The following is a 20,729-nucleotide window of genomic DNA, read 5'->3' on the forward strand; positions in this document are numbered from 1 at the left end:
ATATGACTTTGTGGTGCTGTCGAGACGTTTGTTAGCGGGCGAGCTGTCGATAGCGCTTCTGGCTGCCGGTCAAATGCTCCCGCATGGCCTGGCGCGCGCCGTCCGGATCCTGGTCGGCGATGGCGTTGAGAATGCGCTCGTGTTCGCCCAGGACCTTGGACAGATAGTCGCGGCCCTCGGCGTCCGGCAGGGTAGGAAACTGGCTGCGCGGGATGGAGCGGGCGCCAAAGCGGTGCAATGCATCGACGAAATGGCGGTTGTTGGCGGCGCGGGCAATGGCCTCGTGGAAGGCGAAATCGGCGGTGATCGTGGCTTCCCCTGAGGCCATTTTTTCGGCCAGAACCATGTTGGCGGCGCGGATGTCGGCCTCCTGCTGGGCCGAGCGGCGATAGGCGGCGATGGCCGCGCCTTCGGTCTCCACAGCAATGCGAAATTCAAGCATCTCAAGGGTTTGAGGGATGCTCTGGATCTCTGTGGGGGTGAGGTGAATATTGGGCAGGGCGTCGGAAACGAACATGCCCTTGCCCTGGATGGGGGTGACGAGGCCGGCTGCGCGCAATTCGGCAATGGCCTCGCGCACCACGGTGCGGCTGACCTCGAACTGGGCCTCGAGCTGCGGTTCGGTCGGCAGGCGTGCCCCGGCGCAGAGCGCGCCGCCTTCGATCTGCTGTCGCAGTTCGTCAATGACGGCCTGAGCCAGCCGCTGCCGCCGCCTAGGCATTTGATCCAGTGACACAATCTACCTCCTCAACCGGTGATCTGCCGAGCCTATTGCCTTCCACATCAAAAGGCCATATTCATATTACGACATACCAACGACATCTTATGTTGTTGATGGTATCGTGTGGAGGACCTTTAATGAAGCATGTTTCGACGCGCCTGCTGGCAGGCGCTGCATTCCTGGCCATGGCTGCTGCCATCCCAGCGAGTTTTGCTGCCACGCCAAATGACCAGCTGGTCATCGGCACATCGCTGGCGCAGGTCTTGTCGCTGGACCCGCAGCAGGGCACTGAAGTGAAGGCGCAGGAAATCCTGGCCAATGCCTATGACCGCCTGGTCTCTTTCGATGAATCCGATGGTTTCGCCGTCAAGGGTGAACTGGCCGAGAGCTGGGACATCGACGATACCGGCATCACTTTTCATCTGCGCGACGCCAAGTTTGCCTCGGGCAATCCGGTCACCGCTGCAGACGTGGTCTATTCGCTGACCCGCCTGCTCAAGCTCGACCAGTCCGCTGCCGCGGGCTTCAAGACCTTCGGCTATAATGGCGACACCATCGAAAGCCTGGTTTCGGCCGTCGACGACAAGACCTTCCGTATCGAATTGACCGATTCCATCACGCCCGACGCGCTGCTGTACCGGCTGACCGGTGGTGTGGCCAGCGTGGTCGACAGTGTCGAAGTGCAAAAGCATGTCGCCAATGACGACTATGGCAATGAGTGGCTGCGCACCAATACGGCTGGCTCGGGCCCCTTCGTGCTGGACCGCTGGACGCCGAACAATATCGTCATTCTCGCCGCCAATGGCCAGTTCTGGGGTGAAGCGCCGGCGATCAGCCGCGTGATCTTCCGCCATGCACCGGAAAGCCAGGCGGCGCGCCTGATGCTGGAGCGCGGCGATATCGATATCGCCAATGCGCTCAGCGCGCCGGACGTGCGCCAGTTCGATGGCAAGGAAGGCTTTGTCATCGACCAGGTCAAGACCGGCGGCTTTTATGTGCTGGCGATGAATGCCGGCCATGAAGCGCTGAGCAATCCGCTGGTGCGCGAGGCGATTGCCTATGGCATCGACTATGAAGGCATTGGCGAAACCATCCTCGGTCCCTATGGCCGTGCCCGCAACGTGCCGGTGCCGGAGGACTGGGAGGGTGCAATTCCGAATCCGGACTGGTCGTTCCAGCCCGAAAAGGCCAAGGAATTGCTGGCCGAAGCCGGTTATCCCGATGGCTTCAGCCTCTCGATGAAGACCATTGCCCAGGCACCGCGTGTGGATCTCGCGACGGCGATCCAGGCCAATCTGAGTGAAATCGGCATCAATGTCAGCATCCAGCAGGGCAATGGCGCCGACATCGTCGCGGCCCACCGTGCCCGCGACTTCGATCTGCTGCTGCCACAGAATTCGGCTGCCGATCCGACCGCCATTGGGGCGCTGGACAATTTCACCAACAATCCGGACAATTCGCTCGAAGCCAACAATGCCGGCAATTTCGTCTGGCGCTCGGCCTGGGATATCCCCGAGTTGCACGCCCTGCGCGCGGAAGCCAACAGGGAGCGCGATCCGGCAAAGCGCCTGGAACTGTCGGTCGAGCTGCAGGAAAAGTTCATCGCAGCCGCTCCTGCCGTGCTGCCGCTGTTCGAGCGTTTCGAGCCCATCGTGGTGAGCGCCCGGGTTCAGGGTTATGACGGCCATCCGTGGTCGCTGACGCGCCTGAACGAAGTGTCCAAGACTGACTGAAACCAAAGCAAGCTGAACGGCCGATCATGAAGGAATTCACTCTTCTGGAGCTGGGAAAGCGTCTCGGGCAATTGCTCGTCAGCCTTTTCCTCCTGCTCGTCGTCACCTTCGTGATCGGCCGCGTGCTCCCCACCGACCCCGTCGGTGCCATCGTTGGCGAGTTGGCCGATCCGGCCGCCTATGCCGCCATGCGGGCCCGCCTAGGGCTCGATCTTCCCATCTACCAGCAGTTCTGGGTCTACCTGACCTCGCTGCTGCAGGGTGACATGGGTTATGCCGTGCTGACCGGCAATCCAGTGGTGCAGGATCTGGCCTCGGCCTTTCCGGCAACGCTGGAGCTGGCGACGCTGGCGATTATCCTGTCGACGCTTATCGGCGTGCCGCTGGGCATGACGGCTGCGTTCTTCCGCGACAGCTGGTTCGACCAGTTCGCCCGCGTCATCTCGCTGGTGGGTCACTCCATTCCGGTGTTCTGGTTCGGCATCGTGGGTCTGGTGATCTTTTACGCCACGCTCAACTGGGTCGGTGGTCCGGGACGTGTGGATGTCTATCTCGAAGGTCTGGTCGAGCCGCGGACGGGGCTGCTGCTGATCGACAGCCTGCTGGCCGGCGACATGGAAGTGTTCTGGAACGCGGTCAACCACATCATCCTGCCGGCCTGTATCCTGGCCTATTCGGCCATGGCCTATATCACCCGCATGACGCGCAGCTTCACGCTGGAGCAGCTCAACCAGGACTATGTGGTTGCGGCCCGCGCCAAGGGCGCCTCCAACTGGCGCATCGTCACCGGGCACCTGCTGCCCAATATCGCCGTCCAACTCGTCACCGTGCTCGCCATTTCCTATGGCGGATTGCTCGAAGGCGCCGTCGTCACCGAGGTCGTATTCTCCTGGCCCGGTATCGGCCAGTACATGACCAATGCGCTGATGATCGGCGACATGAATGCGGTCGTGGCTGCGACGCTCATCATCGGTTTTATCTTCATGCTGCTCAACTTCCTGTCGGACCTCGCCTATCTCGTGCTTGATCCCCGCACCCGCGAGGTGACCGCATGAGCCTGGCTCCCGCTGCTACCGGCCCGGCCAAGCCTGGCCAGATGCTGTCGCGCTTCGGCCGCGGCCTCAAGAATGCGCTGAGCAAGCTGGCGCGTGAACCGGTCGGCATGTTCGGCTTCCTCGTGCTGACCGTGCTCGTGATCGTGGCGATCTTTGCGCCGTGGATTGCGCCCTATAGCCCGATCTCGCAGAACCTGGGCCGTGCCCTGCAGGCGCCGAGCTGGGCCCATTGGGCCGGGACGGATGAATTCGGTCGCGATATCCTGTCGCGCCTGATCCATGGCACGCGCATCACCATCCAGACGGTTTTGGCCGTGACGCTGATCGTGGGTCCGATCGGCATGTTGATCGGCATCGTCGCCGGTTTTGTCGGTGGCCGCACCGATGCCATCCTGATGCGCTTTACCGATATCGTGCTGTCTTTCCCCTCGCTGATCCTGGCACTGGCCTTTGCCGCCGCCATGGGTGCGGGCCTGCAGACCGCGATCATCGCCATCTCGCTGACCGGTTGGCCGCCGATCGCGCGCCTGGCGCGTGCGGAAACGCTGATCGTACGCAATACCGACTATGTGGCGGCTGCCCGTCTCTACGGCGCCTCGCCAATGCGCCTGCTGTTTCTCTATATCGCACCGATGTGCATTCCCTCGGTCGTGGTGCGCCTGACGCTCAACATGGCCGGCATTATCCTGACCGCAGCAGCACTCGGTTTCCTTGGCCTCGGTGCCCAGCCGCCGACGCCGGAATGGGGTGCAATGATTTCGAGCGGACGCCAGTTCATGCTCGACAACTGGTGGGTCGCGGTCATGCCCGGCATCGCCATCCTGCTGACCAGCCTGGCCTTCAATCTCGTCGGCGATGCGCTGCGCGATATCCTGGATCCCCGCCATGCCCGCTCCTGAGACAGTCCTGACCGTTCGCGACCTGTCGGTGCGTTTCGGACGCTCCGGCGTCCGAGCTGTCGATGGAGTCAGTTTCGACCTCGGCACCGAACGCCTCGGCATCGTGGGGGAATCGGGTTCCGGCAAGTCGACGCTGGGCCGGGCCATCATGCGGCTGTTGCCCGCGGCGGCGCATGTCGAGGCCAGCCAGCTCGATTTCGACGGCGCGCCGCTGCTGAGCCGGCCCGAGCGCGAAATGCGCGGGCTGCGCGGCAATCGCATGGCGCTGATCATGCAGGATCCGCGCTATTCGCTGAACCCGGTTCTGACGGTCGGCAAGCAGGTGGCGGAGGCCGCTCACCTGCATCAGCGCATCGGCAAGAAGGAAGCCTATGCCAAGGCTGCCGAGATGCTGGCGCGCGTGCGTATTGCCGATGTCGAACGGGTGATGGGGCTATACCCGCACCAGATTTCGGGCGGCATGGGACAGCGCGTGATGATCGCCATGATGCTGCTGGCCAAGCCGCGCCTCGTGGTAGCGGACGAGCCGACTTCGGCGCTCGACGTCAGTGTGCGCGGCGATGTGCTCAAGTTGCTCGACGAATTGGTACGCGAGAACAATTCCGGCCTGATGCTGATCAGCCATGACATCCGCATGGTCGCCGCCTTCTGCCAGCGCATCCTCGTGATGTACAAGGGCAAGGTGGTCGAGACGCTGACCAAGCTTGAAGACGCCCAGCACCCCTATACGCGGGGCCTGATCGCCGCCATGCCGGATCCGCGCAAGCCGGTGCGGCGCCTGCAGGTGCTGGATCGCTCTGCCATCGACGCAATGGAGGCCCGGACATGATCGAGGTCAGCAATCTCTCGGTGTCTTTCGGCGCGGGCGAAGCGCGCCGCCAGGTGGTCAAAGGTGTTTCGCTCAGCGTCAAGAAGGGCGAAACGCTGGGGATCGTCGGCGAATCGGGCTGTGGCAAATCCACGGTGCTGCGCTCGCTGGCCGGTCTCGACCGGCATTGGGAAGGCGAGATCCGCCTCAATGGCAAACCGGTCGATCGGGAACGTAGCCGCGAACAGCTGACGCTGGCGCAGATGGTGTTCCAGGACCCCTATGGGTCGATCCATCCGCGTCACCGCATCGAGCGCGTGCTGGCCGAACCGGCCCGCGCCATGAAGACCGGCGATGGCTGGAGCCGTGTGGCGCCGGCGCTCGAACAGGTCGGCCTGCCGACGTCCTTTGCCGAACGCTTTCCGCATGAACTGTCCGGCGGGCAGCGCCAGCGCGTGGCCATTGCCCGCGCCCTGATGCTGGAGCCGGAAATCCTGCTGCTCGACGAGCCGACCTCGGCGCTCGACGTTTCGGTGCAGGCCGAGGTGCTAAACCTTCTCGCAGACCTCCGCGAAGAGCGGGAACTGACCTATGTGCTGGTCAGCCACGACCTCGCCGTCATCGCCCATATGTGCGACCGCGTGCTGGTGATGAAGGAAGGCGTGTTCGTCGACGAGCTCGACAAGTCAGCGCTCGAAAAGGGCGAGACGCATCACGCCTATTCAAAGCAGCTGTTCGAGGCGAGCTTCATCTAAACCGCTGTACCGTCTGCGACTGGGTCTGCCCTAGGTCGGCAGGTTTTCGGCGAAGACGATATCGAAGGGCAGGGTGCTGGCCGGGTTGACCGGCCGGCTGCCGGTAACCGAAGCGATCATTTCGTCGACCACGACCCGGCCAAAGGTTTGCACCGGCAGGCAGAGCGTGCAGGTGATGATGCCGTCGATCAACGCCAGGCGGGTGGATGGCGTCAGGTCGTTGCAGACCACCATGGGACGCTGGCCGCTGGGATGCTCGCGAATGGCGCGGATAATGCCATCGCGACCACCGCCGGCATCATAGATCGCCGCCAGATTGGCATGCCGGTCGAGCAGGCTCTTGGTCACTTCCCCGGCCACATCGGGATCGTCGAGATTGACGATGGTTTCGAGCAGGCGATCCTCGCTTTCCGTATCGCGGAAATAGGAGCGGAAGCCGATTTCGCTCAACTCCTGGCCGCGATAGCGATGGCTGCCGACAAGGGTGGCGATCCTGCCCTTGGGCGCTGCCATGCTGGAGACGAGATAGGCGCCGGTGCGGCCGAGCTTGCGGCTATCGAGCCCGACATAGCCGGTGACGCTCGAGGCGGTGACTTCGGATAGCAGGGTGAAGACCGGGCGGCCCAGAGCGTGCAGGCGCTCGAAGGCCGAGACGATCAATGGATGATCGATGGCGACGCAGGCGAGGGCATCGCAGCGGGCGCCGATTTCGAGGATTTTCGTCGCCAGGGACTGGGCGCTGATGTCGTCGACAAAGGCGATGTCGAGTTTGCCGCCCACGTCAGGGTGCAGGTCGAATGCCTGGCGCAGCGCAGCGGCGATGTTCTGGTAAAGCGGGTCGGCGCGTTTTTGCAGGATGATGCCCAGCCGCAGATTGGTGAGCTGGGGCATGGCGCGCTGCCGCATCAGCGGCACGGCATAGTAGTTGAGTTCTTCTGCAGCCTTGAGCACCCGATCGGCGGTATCCTTGCGGACCGGCGCGCGGCCGTTGAGCACGCGGTCGACCGTGGCGACCCCGACCTGGGCCAGTTCGGCGATGTCGGTAAGAGTGGCGCGCGATTTCATCTGGTTTGACCCGTTTCACAAAGGCAGGCAGATGCCGGCGCCTATCACGGCATTCTATCATCATCCTGATAGCAATGATAGAATCCTATCGCCTGCTCTTCCGCGCTTGCGAGACGCCGCTTATTCTCAGCGATGTTGAGAGGGAGGAGCAGCATGGTTCAGGACCAGCGCAAACGCGACTATAGCCTGTTGGGCGCCGACAGCAGTCGTGCGGTGGAGAATGGCCTGGCGGCGGCCGAATGGTATCACAGCGAGATCGACCGCAAGACGATGAAGGCGCTGATGCAGCGCTCGGACGGTCCGGCGATCCGCGATACGGCAATCTGGCTTGGCTCCATGCTCGTGCTGGCCGTGGCCGGGATCCTGCTGTGGGGCACGTGGTGGGCCGTACCGGTGTTTTTGGCCTATGGCGTGCTCTATGGCTCGGCGTCGGACTCGCGCTGGCATGAATGCGGCCATGGCACGGCATTCAAGACGCGCTGGATGAATGATGCGGTCTATCAGATCGCCTGCTTCATGATCATGCGCAATCCGGTGACCTGGCGCTGGAGTCATGCGCGGCACCATACCGATACGGTGATCGTCGGGCGCGATCCGGAGATCGCGGTGATGCGGCCGCCGGATCTGTTGCGACTGGTGCTGAATTTCTTTGGCATTCTCGATGCCGGTCATGCGGTGGTGGATATGCTGCGCAATGCGGCGGGGGTGATCACCCGGGAAGAGCAGAGCTTCATTCCCGAAATGGAGCGCCACAAGGTGATCCGCGTCGCCCGCATCTGGCTGGCGATCTATACGGCGACGATTGCCCTCTCGATCTGGATGGGGTCGATCCTGCCGCTGATGCTGATCGGCCTGCCGCGGCTTTATGGCGCCTGGCACCATGTGATGACGGGCCTGCTGCAGCATGGCGGGCTCGCCGACAATGTCGTGGATCACCGGCTCAACTCGCGCTCGGTGCTGATGAACCCGGTCAGCCGCTTCATCTACTGGAACATGAACTACCACGTCGAACACCACATGTTCCCCATGGTGCCCTATCACGCGCTGCCGCAGCTGCATGCGCTGATCAGGCATGACCTGCCGGAGCCTAACCGCTCGATGTGGGACGGCTATCGCGAAATGGTCCCGGCTTTCCTCAGGCAGTTGCGCAACGAGGATTACTACCTGCGCCGCGACCTGCCGCCGACCGCCAGACCCTACAAGGAAGAATTCCACAATGGCGGCGACGCGGTCGCGGCCGAATAACAAGACGCGTTGAGGAGACGAGAATGGGCCAGTGGATCCAAGCCTGCGGGGCGGATGACGTGGACGAGGAGGATGTGATCCGGTTCGATCACGCGGGGAAGGTGTTCGCGATCTATCGCAGCCCGGAGGACACTTACCACGCCACCGACGGCCTCTGCACGCATGAGCAGATCAGCCTCGCCGACGGGCTGGTGATGGACGATATCGTGGAATGCCCCAAGCACAACGGGCGCTTCAACTACAAGACGGGCGAGGCCAAGGGTGCGCCGGTCTGCGTCAACCTGCGGACCTATGCGGTCCGGGTGGAAGACGGCGCGATCTTCATCGAGGTCTAGTTCCGGAGAGCAATGCCATGACGCATATGGTTGTGGTGGGGGCCGGCGAATGCGGCACCCGCGCCGCCCTGTCGCTGCGTGAACAGGGTTTTGATGGTGACGTGACGCTCTTGGGTAGCGAGAGGCATGCGCCCTATGAACGGCCGCCGTTGAGCAAGGGCGGCATGCTGGCGGAGATCTTTGCGGCCAAGACCATCGCGGCGGAGACGCGGTTGGCCGAGGCGGGGATTGCCTTCAGGCCGTCCACCAGCGTCGAGAGTATCGATCGCGGTGACGGGCGACTGGCCCTGAGTGGCGGGCAGGCGCTGGCCTATGACCGGTTGCTGCTGGCGACGGGAGCGACGCCGCGGCGGCTGCCGGGGGTCGATGGGGAGCGCGTGGTCTATCTGCGCACCCTGGAGGATGCGCTTTACCTGCGCGAAGCGCTGCGGCCCGGCCGGCATCTGATCGTCATCGGTGGCGGCTTTATCGGCCTCGAGATCGCCGCCAGCGCGCGGGCGCGGGGCGCGGAGGTCACAGTGGTCGAGGCGCAGCCGCGGCTTCTGGCGCGGGCCGTGCCCGAGGCGCTGGCCGCCATTCTGCAGCAGCGGCATGTCCAGTCCGGGGTCCGCGTCATGGTCGGGGCCCGGATCGAGGGCATAGAGAGCGATGACAGTTCCGTTCGTGTGGCGCTGGCTGATGGGGCGGTGATCGAGGGGGACCTGCTGCTGGTCGGGATTGGGGCAGTGCCCAATGTGGCGCTGGCGGAACAGGCGGGTCTGGCGATCGAGAATGGCATCAGGGTCGACGAAAGGCTTGCGACGGAGGATGGCAGGATCTTTGCTGCCGGGGACTGCTGTTCGTTTCCGCTGGCTGTCTACAATGGTCGCCGGGTGCGGCTCGAAAGCTGGCGCAATGCGCAGGAGCAGGGCAGTCTGGCGGCGGCCAATATGCTGGGTGGACGGGACGCGCATGGCTCGGTGCCGTGGTTCTGGTCCGATCAGTATGAGCTGGGCCTGCAGATCGCCGGGCTGGGGGATGAGGGCGCGTCCAGCGTGACCCGTGACCTGGGGGACGGGGCGCAGATCCTCTTTCACCTCGCGGCGGATGGCCGGCTGGTGGCGGCATCGGGCCTGGGCGCTGGCACGGCGGTGGCCAAGGATATCAGACTGTCGGAAATGCTGATTGCCAGCGCGGCGAGGCCCGCAGTGGATGCGCTGGCGGATCCGGCGGTCAAGCTCAAGTCGCTGCTGACGCGGTAAACCCCTCCCGGCTCCGGGCCGGGAGGGTCGTGTTTCTAGCTCAGGCAGCCCATGCTTGGTACCAGCTGCGGAAGCGCGTCAGCGCGGCTTCGGCGTGGCCGCGCTGGGCGGGGGTCAGGGCGTCGGTTTCATTGAAGTGGTGCTCGTATTCCATCTCGCCGTTGAGGACGAGGAGATATTTGAAGAAGAGCACGAGGTCGGGGCCGGCATCCCAGACAGAAAGGGTCATCAGGGCTTCTTCGAGTTCTTTGGCGCGAACACGGGCGACGGCATCGCCCTGCTGCGCCTTCTTGCAGAGTTCGACCAGATGCAGCACTTCGCGCGGCAGGCAATTGCCGATGCCGGTGATGGCGCCGGTGGCGCTGCAGTTGACGAAGCCGTGGTAGACGGCGGTGTCGACGCCCACCATCAGGGTCAGGCTGTCGTCGCCGGAGGTGATGTTCTCGGCCGCATAGGTCAGGTCGGCATCGCCGCCGAATTCCTTGAAGCCGACGAGATTGGCATGTTCGGCGCGCAGGGCGAAGAACAGGTCGGCGCGGGTGGCAAAGCCGTAATAGGGGCTGTTGTAGATGACGGCCGGCAGATCCGGCGCAGCGGAGAGCAGGGCCTTGAAATGGGCTTTCTGTGCCGACACGACCGTGCCGCGCGACAGGACGCGGGGGATCAGCATCAGGCCGGCGGCGCCGACCTTCTGGGCATGGGCGGCATGTTCGGCTGCGGTCCTGGTGTTGACTGCGCCGGTGCCGACGATGACCGGAATGCCAGCCTTGACCAGGCGCTCGACGCCTTCCATGCGCTGCGCATCGGTCAGCAGGGGCCAGTCACCCATCGAACCGCAATAGACGACCGCGGACATGCCGAGCTCGATCAGTTCCTTGCCCTTGCGCACCAGGGCATCGAAATCGGGGGTCAGGTCGGGCCGGCAGGGGGTCATCAATGCCGGAATGCAGCCGGTGAAGGGGCTGTGCTGCATGGATCATGCTCCAAAGAAGTCGTCTGAGACGGCTAGGCGGACAGACGGAAATGTCTCGGTTACTCCAAGCTATAGCCGCCATGTTCATGGTTGTCGACAGTTTGTATTCTTGTTGTTTTGAAGATTCCGCCGCGTTCAATAATGGCCGCCGGGAGGTGGTGATGGCGCTTGGCCTGGGTTAGGTCATGGTCACAGTAGAGACCATTTGCATATCGGATTGACATGACCCTCGGCTTCATCGGTACCGGAACGATCACAGCGGCCATCATCCGCGGGCTGGGGCGCTGGGGGTGGACAGATCCGATCCTGGTCTCGCCGCGCAATGCCGAGCTTGCCCGGACGCTGGCCGAGGCATGGTCCTTCGTCACCGTGGCAGCGGACAATCAGGCCATTGTCGACGGGAGCGACATGGCATTTCTTGCGGTGCGGCCGCAGGTGGCCGAGGCGGTGCTGGCGGGGCTTCGCTTCAAGGCAGGGCAGGATGTGGTCAGCCTGATCGCCACGCTGCCGCTCGGCAAGCTGGCCACACTGGTCGGGGCGGGGCCGACGCTATCGCGCGCCATTCCGCTGCCTTTTGTCGAGCAGGGGATCGGGGTGACGCCGGTGCATCCGCCGGCCAGCGCTGCCGCGCCGATCTTTGAGCGGTTGGGCAGCGTGATTGCGGTTGCCGACGAGAGCCAGATGAACCTGTTGCTGGCGGCCAGTTCAACCATGGGTGCCTTCTTCCAGCAGCAGGCTGCCATTGCCGACTGGCTGGCGGCGCATGGCCTGCCGCCATCACAAGCCCGGCGCTATCTTGGCAAGTTGATGGCCGGGCTGTCGCATTCCACGGACCTGCGGGAGGGGATGGACTTCCACACGCTGGTTCATGAGTTTTCGACGCAGGGCGGGACCAATGAGCAGATCCATCACCATCTCGCGCAGGCCGGCGTGCCGGCGCAGTTGGGCGAGGCGCTCGATGCCGTGCTGGCCCGGGTGACTGGGGACTAGTTGCCGCTATGGCCGATCATGGGGGGAAGCGCCATGGGAGGCATCATTGCCAGGCGATCGAGGTGCTGGCGGATGTGAGCGGCTTCGGCAGGCGAATTGGCGAGGGCTATGGCGCGATTGAAAGCCAGGCGCGCCGCTTCCTGCTGGCCGATCTGCGCGAGCAATCCGCCGCGCATGCCGTGGAAATAGAAATAGCCGTCCAACGTCTCGGCGAGGGGGACAAGGAGCTTGAGCGCTGCGGCGGGGTCGCGCCATTTGCTGACCGCGACGGCGCGATTGAGCGTCACGACGGGCGAGGGCTGGATCAGTTCGAGCGTCTGATATAGCCGGTCGATGGCCTGCCAGTCGGTGTCCTCTGCAGTGGCGGCGCGGGCATGCTGGGCGGCGATGGCGGCCTGGACCTGATAGGTGCCCGGCTGCTGGTGACGGAGCGCTTTTTCGACCAATGCGCGGCCCTCGGCCAGCATGGCCGGGGTCCAGAGGCGGCGATCCTGATCATCGAGCAGCACCAGCTGGCCCTGGGCGTCGCGGCGGGCGTGGTGGCGGGCGTGCTGGAGCAGCATCAGCGCTAGTAGCCCCATGATCTCAGGCTCGGTGGGAAAGAGGCGCAGGAGCAGCCGTGTCAGACGGATGGCCTCGTCGCAGAGCCGCGCGGCATTGGGATCGGAATGGCCGCGCGAATAGCCTTCGTTGAAAACCAGATAGAGCATGACGGCAACGGTGCCGAGCCGCTCAAGCCGGGCATGCGCGTCAGGCGGATCAAAGGACACGGGGTTGGCGGCGATGCGCGCCTTGGCGCGGGTGATGCGCTGTTCCATGGCCGTTTCGCTAACGAGAAAGGCCCGAGCAATGCCACGCAGCGGCACGCCGGCAACGATCCGCAAAGCGAGGGCAATCTGCTGGTTGGCCGGCAGGTCGGGATGGCAGCAGATGAAGAGCAGGCGCAGGATATCGTCGCGATAGTGTTCGCCATCGAGCCGCTCGACCATGCCGGCTTCGGCATCGTCGCGATCGGAAAGGCGCTCCTCGGGCGGCAGGGCGACGTTGCGGGCGGTCTTGCGGATGGCATCGATGCCGCTGTTGCGACCGACAAAGACCAGCCAGGCCACGGTATCGCGCGGCGGCCCCTTCAGCGGCCAGGTGCGGATGGCGCGCAGGCTCGCCTCCTGGAAGGCTTCCTCGGCGCGATCGAGATTGCGGAAATAGCGCAGCAGGGCACTCAACGCCTGGGGTCGCGCCGCCATCAGGGCTGTCGCTATCCAGGCGTTGTCGACCATCAGCCAAGCTCGCTGGGATGAAACACGCCGACCGGTCGGATCTCATAACCGCCCAGGCCCGGATTGGCCTTGGCCAGGTCCTTGGCGAAGGCAATAGCGTCGTCGAGCGTGTCGCAATCGACCATATAGAAGCCGAGGAACTGTTCCTTGGTTTCGGCAAAGGGGCCGTCGATGATCATCGGCTCGCCGCTGACCTTGCGCAGGGTGGTGGCGGAGGTGGTGGGCAGCAGGCGCGCGACCGGGCCGAGCTTGCCCTTGGCCTTCATTCCCGCCTCGACTTCGGCAAGGCGCGCCATGACGGCGTCATCCTCCTCCTTGCTCCAGGCGGAGACGGCGTTTTCATCATTGTAGCACAGGACGGCGTATAGCATCGGACAACCCTCGTCTCAGACATGACGAGTGACTATGCCCGCATCAGACAGGCTGTGGCGAGATTTTTGCGCGCGGTGGCGGACGGAGTTTGCGCCCCGGTGCATTGACCCGACTCTCAATGCGCTTTAGCCCTATGCCACACGAGAACAAAGGAGGAATGCCCATGGAGTATCGCTATCTGGGTCGATCGGGCCTGAAGGTCTCGAGTCTGGTCATGGGCACGATGACCTTTGGCGGATCGGAAAAGGTTGGCAATTCCGATCAGGCTGATGCGACGCGGCAGATCGACATGTGCCTCGATGCCGGCATCAACCTGCTCGACACGGCCAATGTCTATAATGCCGGCGTTTCGGAAGAAATGATCGGCGTGGCGCTTAGCGAGAACGGTCGTCGGCAGAAAGCGCTGGTGGCCACCAAGGTGCGCTTCAAGATGGGTGAGGGCCCCAATGAGATCGGGCTGTCGCGGCATCACATCATCGCCGAGGCCGAAGCCAGCCTGCGCCGGCTCAAGACCGATGTGATCGATCTCTATCAGGTGCATGAGTGGGACGGCATGACGCCCATCGAGGAGACGATGGAGGCGCTTGATACGCTGATCAAGTCGGGCAAAGTGCGCTATATCGGCTGTTCCAACTATTCGGGCTGGCACATCATGAAGGCCCTGGCCGCCGCCAAGGAGCGGGCCGGCGAGCGCTTCATCAGCCAGCAGATCCACTATACCCTCCATTCGCGCGAAGCCGAATATGAACTGGTGCCGATTTCGCAGGACCAGGGCCTGGGCATTCTCATCTGGTCGCCGCTGGCCGGCGGGCTGTTGTCGGGAAAATATCGCCGCGATGGCGGGCCGGAATCGGGTCGCCATGTCGGTGGTTTCCGCGAGCCGCCGGTGCCGGACTGGGAGCGACTCTACGATATTGTCGATGTGCTGATTGCCATTGCCGATGAGCGCGGCGTGTCCGGCGCACAGGTGGCGCTGGCCTGGCTTTTGGGCCGGCCGGGTGTCACCTCCGTGATCATCGGCGGGCGCAGCGATAGCCAGTTCAAGGACAATCTAGCTGCCGCCGAACTCAAGCTGACGGCCGAAGAGCGCCAGCGGCTCGACAAGGTCAGCCAGCCGCCCTTGCTCTATCCCTACTGGCACCAGACGTTTACTGCAAATGACCGGCTCGGCGCCGCCGACCGTGACCTCCTCACCCCTTATGTGGAAGACTTCAAGCGTGGCTGATTTTCTGTTTGAACCGCATGCGCCCGTGTCCATCCCGATCGCGCGGGGCGGGTTGTTTGCTGTCCGTCGCGTCTATTGCGTGGGCCGTAATTATGTCGAGCACATCAAGGAGATGGGCAATGACACGCGCGAACCGCCCTTCTTCTTTGCCAAGCCGGCTGATGCCGTGGTGGTGGGTGGCGCGAGCATTCCCTATCCGCCCAGGACGGAGGACTTTCACCACGAGATCGAGCTGGTGGTGGCGATCGGCAAAGACGGTTCTGACATCGCCGTCGAGGATGCGCTGAGCCATGTCTATGGTTATGCCGCCGGCCTCGACATGACCCGTCGCGACCTGCAGGCCGTGGCCAAGAAGGCCGGGCGGCCCTGGGAAATGGCCAAGGGCTTTGATTTTTCCGCGCCGATCGGCACGATCGAGCCGGCCGAAAGCATCGGCCATCCCGCCAAGGGGGCGATCCGCTTTACCGTCAATGGCGAGCTGCGCCAGCAGGGCGACCTCAACGAGCAGATCTGGAACGTCAGCGAATCCATCGCCTATCTCAGCCAGTTCGTGACGCTGAAAGCCGGTGACCTGATCATGACTGGTACGCCAGCCGGGGTTGGTGCGGTCAAGCAGGGCGATGTGCTGGAAGGCACGATCGAAGGCGTCGGCAGCGTCAGGACCACGATCGTCTGATGCCGGTCTGGTCGCCCCAACAGGATGCCGCGCTCAAGGCCGTGTCGGCCTGGCTCAAGGACAAGTCCGGGCCGCAGGTGTTCCGCCTGTTCGGCTGGGCCGGCACGGGCAAGTCGACCCTGGCGGTCCATCTGGCGCAGGACATAAGATCGGTCAAATATGCCGCCTTTACCGGCAAGGCGGCGCTGGTCATGCGCAAGCGCGGCTGCAAGGGCGCCCAGACCATCCATAGCCTGATCTACACTTTGGTCAGCGAGAATGACGGCGAGCCGCGCTTCGTGCTGGATGACGAAAGCCCCGCCGCCGATGCCGATCTTATCGTCATCGACGAAGTCTCTATGGTGGACGAACAGCTCGGCAAGGACCTGCTGAGCTTTGGCGTCAAGGTTCTGGTGCTGGGCGACCCGTTCCAGCTGCCGCCGGTGCAGGGGGCGGGCTTTTTCACCACCGAAGAGCCCGACATCATGCTGACCGAGATCCATCGCCAGGCGGCGGACAATCCGATCATCCACCTTTCCATGCAGGTGCGCGAAGGCGGCTTCCTCGAGCGCGGCAGCTATGGCGAGTCGATCGTCGTCGGCCGCGACAATGTCGATCGCAATGCGGTGCTCGAGGCCGACCAGGTGCTGGTGGGCCGCAACAAGACGCGGCTGCAGTATAATGACCGGCTCCGCGAGCTGAAGGGCCTGCCGTTCCACGAGCCGGTGCTGGGTGACCGCATGGTCTGTCTGAGGAACAATCCGCGCAAGAAGCTGCTCAACGGGCAGATCTGGATCGTCACCGAGGCGACGCGGCGCACCAATGGCAAGTGGAGTCTTCTGCTTGGCGCCGACGAGGGCAAGGGCGAGGCGAAAGTGCTGACGCACAAGGCGTTCTTTTCGGGCGAAGAGGATGCGATGAGCTGGCAGGAGCGCCGGCAATTCGACGAGTTCACCTTTGGATATTGTTTGACCGTCCACAAGGCGCAGGGCAGCCAGTGGGACAATGTCTATCTTTTCGACGAGAGCTTTGTGTTCCGCGAGGAGCGGGCGCGCTGGCTTTACACCGGGATCACGCGGGCGGCGGAAAAGATCACGGTCGTGTCGTGACCCTGCTCCAGGTGCGGCACGAGACGGTCTATCGCTATGGGCGCGCCGTGCAGTTTGGCGAACACCGCATGCTGCTGCGGCCGCGCGACAGCATGGAACAGACGCTGGAAAGCTTTGGCCTGTCGATCAGGCCGCGGCCGTCGAGCCTGCGCTGGATCCATGACGTGTTCGGCAATGGCATTGCGATTGCCGGGTTCGACCAGCCGGCCGAGGAATTGCGCATCGTGGCGACCATGGTGCTGGACCATACGCCAGAGCTGACGCCGGCCTTCGAGATCGAGGCGCGGGCCAAGACCTATCCCTTCGACTATGGCGATGTGGATGCGGTGGATCTGGCGCCGACGCTGCGGCGGCAGTTTCCCGAGGAGAGTGAGGTGGATGAGTGGGCGAAGCGCTTTCTCGATCCGCGCGGGGTGACGCAGACCGGGCATCTGCTGGCGACGATGACGCTGGGGATCAAGGAGAGCTTCCGCTATCTCCGGCGCTATGACCCGGGCACACAGCGCCCGTCGGTGACGCTGTCGACACGGGCGGGCACCTGCCGCGACTTCGCATTGCTGATGATCGAGGCAGCGCGTTCGCTGGGTCTCGCGGCGCGGTTCGTGACTGGTTATCTTTATTCGCCGGCGCGGGACGGCAATCACAAGGGCGGTGGTGCGACCCATGCTTGGGCGCAGGTCTATCTGCCGGGCGCGGGCTGGGTGGAGTTTGATCCGACCAATGGCATCATTGGCACGCGGGACCTGATCCGCGTTGGCGTCGCGCGTGAACCGCGGCAGGCGATCCCGATTTCGGGGACGTTCGTCGGTCGGAAAGAAGACTATATCGGCATGGAGGTCGAGGTGGTGGTCGAGCGGGTGGTCAGCCCGCAGGACGGAATGGCCTAGTCGCGCGCGACGCTGACGGCATCGGTGGTCCACTCCTCGGCCTTGTCGCCGTTGATGGCTTCGCTCCAGACCCTTATGGGCGCAGAGGAAACCTGGCCGTAGATGGTGGCGAAAGCGGTGTCGGCGGCGTCGCGACCGATGCCGATGCGGACCATGCCGTCGAGAGCGGCCATGCGGGTGGGGTCGAAGAGATACCAGCGATCGCCGAGATAGGCTTCAAAGACCGCATGAAAGTCCTGCGGCTCAAGCTGCCAGGCGTAGCAGGAGACAAAGCGTGCCGGGATGCCCAGCGCACGGCAGAAGGTGATGCCGAGATGGGCGAAGTCGCGGCAGACACCGGCGCGTAGCGAGAAGGTGTCGGCGGCGGTGGTCGTGGTGTCGCTGGTGCCGAAGAGGTAATCGACCTCGCCGTTGATCCAGTTGCAGATTTCGACGACGCGACCGAAGCCGGGTTCGATATTGCCGAACTGGCGGGTGGCAAAGCGGGCCAATTGGTCGGAAGGGCAATAGCGAGAGGGGTTTAGGAAGGGAAGCGTGTCGAGCGGCAGCGTGGCCACGGGGACTTCACCGATCACCGCAGGCGCCTGGTGCAGCGGATCGAGCTCGACCTGCGCCTCGTAGCGCAATTGCACGACGCCCTTGGGCACGGTCAGCCGGAGATAGCGATTGCCGCTTTCCTCCGAGGTTTTCTCGTCGGCCGGCAGGTCAGGGGTGATGGTCAATCGCTCGCTGACGATGCGCTGACGGCCGCCGCGCATGGCTTCGATGTTGAAAATCAGCGTGGCTTGATCGGCGACGTCATAGCCGATCTCGCATCCAACCGAAAATCGCATCTGCCGTCTCCCCATGCCTGCGTGCCCATAACCCCTTCATCAAGAACAGGTTCCGCCCGCGAGGGAAAGGGCCAGGCGCCATAACAAAGCCAAAGTCAGAACGGCTTGGTCGGGCAAGCATGCTGGACGACTTCTTGTCGCCAGCGGCCATTTTTCGGGTCGAGGCGCGCTTGCGGATCCCGTCGCCTTACCCCATCTTGGCGATAGAGATATCTCGACCGGTTTGAGTAGCGCTGAGCGGAGGCGACATGCACCACGACACCCCCCTGATCACAACGATCGTCGCGGGTCTGGTGCTGGCCTATATTTTCGGGATGATCGCCAACCGGCTGAAGATGCCGCCACTGGTCGGCTATCTCTTCGCAGGTATCCTTGTCGGTCCCAATACGCCCGGCTTTGTCGCCGACCAGGCGCTGGGCGCGGAGCTGGCCGAGCTTGGCGTTATCCTCCTCATGTTCGGTGTGGGTCTGCACTTTTCGCTCAAGGATCTGATGAGCGTGCGAGCGCTGGCCATCCCGGGTGCGCTTGTGCAGATCGGTTTTGCGACGCTGCTGGGCCTTGGGCTCGGCATGGCGATGGGCTGGGGCGTGGGCGCGGGGCTGCTGTTTGGCCTGGCGCTATCGGTGGCTTCCACCGTGGTGCTGCTCAAGGCCTTGCAGGACCGGCGACTGATCGAAACAGAGCGCGGGCGGATCGCCGTCGGCTGGCTGATCGTCGAAGACCTGGCGATGGTGCTGGCGCTGGTGCTCATCCCGGCGATCGCCAGCATCAATGGTACCGATACCGGCATTCATGATCCCTTCGTTTCCTTTGTCGAGCGGCTGATTGGCGGATCCGTCGGGATCTGGGGCGTTTTGGCGCTGACCGTGGTCAAGCTCGCGGCTTTCGTGGGCTTCATGCTGGTGGTGGGGCGGCGCATCATACCCTGGGCGCTGCATGGTACGGCCCATACCGGCAGCCGCGAATTGTTCCGGCTGGCGGTGCTGGCCATTGCGCTGGGCGTGGCGCTCGGCTCGTCGGTGCTGTTTGGCGTGTCGCTGGCGCTGGGCGCGTTCTTTGCCGGCATGATCCTGTCCGAAAGCGAGCTCAGCCATCGTGCAGCCAATGAAACGCTGCCGCTGCGCGACGCCTTTGCGGTGCTGTTCTTCGTATCGGTGGGCATGCTGTTCGACCCTTCGATCATCATCACCAATCCGCTGCCAGTTCTGGCGACGGTCTTCATCATCGTCATCGGCAAGTCGCTGGCGGCCTTTGGCATCGTGTTGCTGTTCCGCCGGCCGGTAGGAACGGCGCTGACCATTTCCGCCTCGCTGGCGCAGATCGGCGAATTCTCCTTCATCCTGGCCTCGATGGGTGTGTCGCTGGCCATCCTGCCGCCCGAGGGGCAGGACCTAATCCTTGCTGGAGCGCTGATTTCCATCGTGCTCAACCCGGTTACCTTCTTCGTGCTCGACCTGCTGCGGCCGCGCCTCGAGGCGCGGGTCGCATCGCGCAAGGCCGAGCCGGTAGTCGCGGATGGCGTGCGGATCGAGCCAACCGAGACCAGTGCTGCCGCCGAGGGGCCGCTGACGACGGACATGCCGAGCATGGCGCCGGGCGATGTCGGCTCGCATGCCGAGGACGAGGACGTCGATCGACCGACGCGGCTCACCGAGCATACGGTGCTGGTGGGTTATGGGCAGGTCGGCCGTGTGGTGGCCGACGGGCTCAAGGCGGCCGAGGCGCCGGTGCTGGTCATCGAGGATTCCGACAAAGATGTCGCCGCGGCACGGGCGGCGGGTCTGGAAGTGCTGTTCGGCAATGGCGCCAGCAGCGAACTGCTCAAGGTCGCCAATATTTCTGGCGCGCGTTCACTGATGGTGGCGATTTCCAACGGTTTCGAGGCTGGGACGGTCTGCGAAATGGGCCGCAAGCTCAACCCGACCATTCGCATCATTGCCCGCGCCTATTCGGAAGAAGAAGACGCCTATCTGCGCAATCTGGGCGCCAATATCGTCATCCGTGGGGAGCGCGAAATCGGCATGGGCATGCTGGCCTATGCGCGCGGCGAGAGCGAGAGCAAGGATGCCGTGCCGGTCGAGCCCAAGCTGCCAGTGAGCGAGAACCTGCTGGCCAAGGCGGCGCTGGCGCCGGTGGCCGAGGCGGCCGTGGTAACGGCAGTGGTTGCTACGAACGAAACAGAGCCAGTTGAAGCCGAGGTGGTTTCCACTGTCGAGAGCGATGTGCCGGCAGTCATCGAGCCTGTGCCCGAGGCAGAGGTTGTCGCGGACGTGACCGACGATCCGGTGGTGATCGAGGCGGTGGAAGCGGCGACGCCGCTCGACCATGTCATCGTGCTGCCGGCGCCCGAGGCTGCAGCTGATGAGGCCGCGCATCTGGAAAGCGTGGCGGCAACGCCTGCGGTCGGCGAGGCTCCGGCGGAGATTGATGAGGTCGTGCCGGAGGTAACGGAGACTGCTGCCGAAGACCCTGATGCTGACGACGTAACGGAACCCGCGTCCGCGCCGGTTGTGGAAGAGGTCGCGGTGATTGGAGCGCCATCGCCCGAGGC

The 20,729-nt window shown here is 63.8% G+C and carries 19 protein-coding genes and 1 pseudogene; 14 read left to right on the forward strand and 6 right to left on the reverse strand.

Going from position 1 to position 20,729, the window contains the following annotated elements; translation table 11 throughout:
- Window positions 1–31: 31 nt before the first annotated feature.
- Window positions 32–730: a FadR/GntR family transcriptional regulator gene (locus P0Y65_19755; GenBank protein WEK06852.1), complete on the reverse strand. Its 699-nt coding sequence runs from the start codon at window positions 728–730 to the stop codon at window positions 32–34.
- Window positions 731–858: 128 nt separating this feature from the next.
- On the opposite strand from P0Y65_19755, the gene P0Y65_19760 reads away from it, so the two are divergent.
- From P0Y65_19760 to P0Y65_19780, 5 genes are read left to right on the forward strand one after another with little or no spacing between them, the layout of a single operon-like run.
- Window positions 859–2,454: an ABC transporter substrate-binding protein gene (locus P0Y65_19760; GenBank protein WEK04384.1), complete on the forward strand. Its 1,596-nt coding sequence runs from the start codon at window positions 859–861 to the stop codon at window positions 2,452–2,454.
- A 26-nt stretch (window positions 2,455–2,480) separates the two neighbouring features.
- Window positions 2,481–3,509, forward strand: coding sequence for an ABC transporter permease (locus P0Y65_19765; protein ID WEK04385.1), 1,029 nt, complete (start codon window positions 2,481–2,483; stop codon window positions 3,507–3,509).
- Between the two features lie 41 nt (window positions 3,510–3,550).
- Window positions 3,551–4,408 carry an ABC transporter permease gene (locus tag P0Y65_19770; GenBank protein WEK06853.1) on the forward strand — a complete coding sequence of 286 codons (858 nt, stop codon included), beginning with the start codon at window positions 3,551–3,553 and terminating at the stop codon, window positions 4,406–4,408.
- Window positions 4,395–5,237 carry an ABC transporter ATP-binding protein gene (locus P0Y65_19775; GenBank protein ID WEK04386.1) on the forward strand — a complete coding sequence of 281 codons (843 nt, stop codon included), beginning with the start codon at window positions 4,395–4,397 and terminating at the stop codon, window positions 5,235–5,237. Before P0Y65_19770 ends, P0Y65_19775 begins: the two co-directional genes overlap by 14 nt.
- Window positions 5,234–5,971 (forward strand): ABC transporter ATP-binding protein, encoded by a 738-nt coding sequence (locus tag P0Y65_19780; protein WEK04387.1) that lies wholly within the window; start codon window positions 5,234–5,236, stop codon window positions 5,969–5,971. Before P0Y65_19775 ends, P0Y65_19780 begins: the two co-directional genes overlap by 4 nt.
- A gap of 30 nt (window positions 5,972–6,001) precedes the next feature.
- On the opposite strand, the gene P0Y65_19785 is transcribed toward P0Y65_19780, so the two are convergent.
- Window positions 6,002–7,036 (reverse strand): LacI family DNA-binding transcriptional regulator, encoded by a 1,035-nt coding sequence (locus tag P0Y65_19785; protein ID WEK04388.1) that lies wholly within the window; start codon window positions 7,034–7,036, stop codon window positions 6,002–6,004.
- A 153-nt stretch (window positions 7,037–7,189) separates the two neighbouring features.
- Between P0Y65_19785 and P0Y65_19790 the strand changes: the two genes are divergently transcribed.
- From P0Y65_19790 to P0Y65_19800, 3 genes are read left to right on the forward strand one after another with little or no spacing between them, the layout of a single operon-like run.
- Window positions 7,190–8,281: a fatty acid desaturase family protein gene (locus P0Y65_19790; GenBank protein WEK04389.1), complete on the forward strand. Its 1,092-nt coding sequence runs from the start codon at window positions 7,190–7,192 to the stop codon at window positions 8,279–8,281.
- A 23-nt stretch (window positions 8,282–8,304) separates the two neighbouring features.
- On the forward strand, window positions 8,305–8,616 hold the full coding sequence (locus tag P0Y65_19795) for a MocE family 2Fe-2S type ferredoxin (GenBank protein WEK04390.1): 312 nt from the start codon (window positions 8,305–8,307) through the stop codon (window positions 8,614–8,616).
- A gap of 17 nt (window positions 8,617–8,633) precedes the next feature.
- Window positions 8,634–9,857, forward strand: coding sequence for an FAD-dependent oxidoreductase (locus tag P0Y65_19800; GenBank protein ID WEK04391.1), 1,224 nt, complete (start codon window positions 8,634–8,636; stop codon window positions 9,855–9,857).
- Between the two features lie 40 nt (window positions 9,858–9,897).
- Here P0Y65_19800 and P0Y65_19805 read toward each other — a convergent pair whose 3' ends face one another.
- Window positions 9,898–10,830, reverse strand: a complete 933-nt coding sequence (locus P0Y65_19805) for a dihydrodipicolinate synthase family protein (GenBank protein ID WEK04392.1) — start codon at window positions 10,828–10,830, stop codon at window positions 9,898–9,900.
- Window positions 10,831–11,052: 222 nt separating this feature from the next.
- Between P0Y65_19805 and P0Y65_19810 the strand changes: the two genes are divergently transcribed.
- Window positions 11,053–11,820, forward strand: a complete 768-nt coding sequence (locus P0Y65_19810) for a pyrroline-5-carboxylate reductase (GenBank protein ID WEK04393.1) — start codon at window positions 11,053–11,055, stop codon at window positions 11,818–11,820.
- Here P0Y65_19810 and P0Y65_19815 read toward each other — a convergent pair.
- Both P0Y65_19815 and P0Y65_19820 read right to left on the reverse strand, forming a co-directional pair.
- Window positions 11,817–13,097: an RNA polymerase sigma factor gene (locus tag P0Y65_19815; protein ID WEK04394.1), complete on the reverse strand. Its 1,281-nt coding sequence runs from the start codon at window positions 13,095–13,097 to the stop codon at window positions 11,817–11,819. The two genes, P0Y65_19810 and P0Y65_19815, sit on opposite strands and share 4 nt — an antisense overlap.
- Complete coding sequence (locus tag P0Y65_19820) at window positions 13,097–13,468, reverse strand: YciI family protein (protein WEK04395.1); 372 nt, start codon at window positions 13,466–13,468, stop codon at window positions 13,097–13,099. Before P0Y65_19820 ends, P0Y65_19815 begins: the two co-directional genes overlap by 1 nt.
- Before the next feature lie 164 nt (window positions 13,469–13,632).
- Here P0Y65_19820 and P0Y65_19825 point away from each other — a divergent pair, with 164 nt between their 5' ends.
- Genes P0Y65_19825 through P0Y65_19840 form a run of 4 tightly spaced genes read left to right on the forward strand, consistent with a single transcriptional unit; the run spans window position 13,633 to window position 17,345 of the window.
- Window positions 13,633–14,694, forward strand: coding sequence for an aldo/keto reductase (locus P0Y65_19825; GenBank protein WEK04396.1), 1,062 nt, complete (start codon window positions 13,633–13,635; stop codon window positions 14,692–14,694).
- Between the two features lie 25 nt (window positions 14,695–14,719).
- Window positions 14,720–15,370 (forward strand): fumarylacetoacetate hydrolase family protein, encoded by a 651-nt coding sequence (locus P0Y65_19830; protein WEK06854.1) that lies wholly within the window; start codon window positions 14,720–14,722, stop codon window positions 15,368–15,370.
- The gene (locus P0Y65_19835; protein WEK04397.1) at window positions 15,370–16,458 is read left to right on the forward strand and encodes an AAA family ATPase; all 1,089 of its coding nucleotides are present in this window, start codon (window positions 15,370–15,372) and stop codon (window positions 16,456–16,458) included. The genes P0Y65_19830 and P0Y65_19835 overlap by 1 nt, the downstream gene beginning before the upstream one ends.
- Window positions 16,455–17,345: a transglutaminase family protein gene (locus P0Y65_19840; protein WEK04398.1), complete on the forward strand. Its 891-nt coding sequence runs from the start codon at window positions 16,455–16,457 to the stop codon at window positions 17,343–17,345. The genes P0Y65_19835 and P0Y65_19840 overlap by 4 nt, the downstream gene beginning before the upstream one ends.
- Here the strand turns inward: P0Y65_19840 and P0Y65_19845 are convergent.
- Window positions 17,342–18,178, reverse strand: a complete 837-nt coding sequence (locus P0Y65_19845) for a transglutaminase family protein (GenBank protein WEK04399.1) — start codon at window positions 18,176–18,178, stop codon at window positions 17,342–17,344. The genes P0Y65_19840 and P0Y65_19845 overlap by 4 nt on opposite strands.
- Before the next feature lie 248 nt (window positions 18,179–18,426).
- Here P0Y65_19845 and P0Y65_19850 point away from each other — a divergent pair.
- Window positions 18,427–20,226 (forward strand): annotated as a pseudogene (locus tag P0Y65_19850) (cation:proton antiporter).
- Window positions 20,227–20,729: the final 503 nt, after the last annotated feature.

The organism is Candidatus Devosia phytovorans (assembly GCA_029202405.1).
In the GTDB taxonomy this organism is placed as follows: domain Bacteria; phylum Pseudomonadota; class Alphaproteobacteria; order Rhizobiales; family Devosiaceae; genus Devosia; species Devosia phytovorans.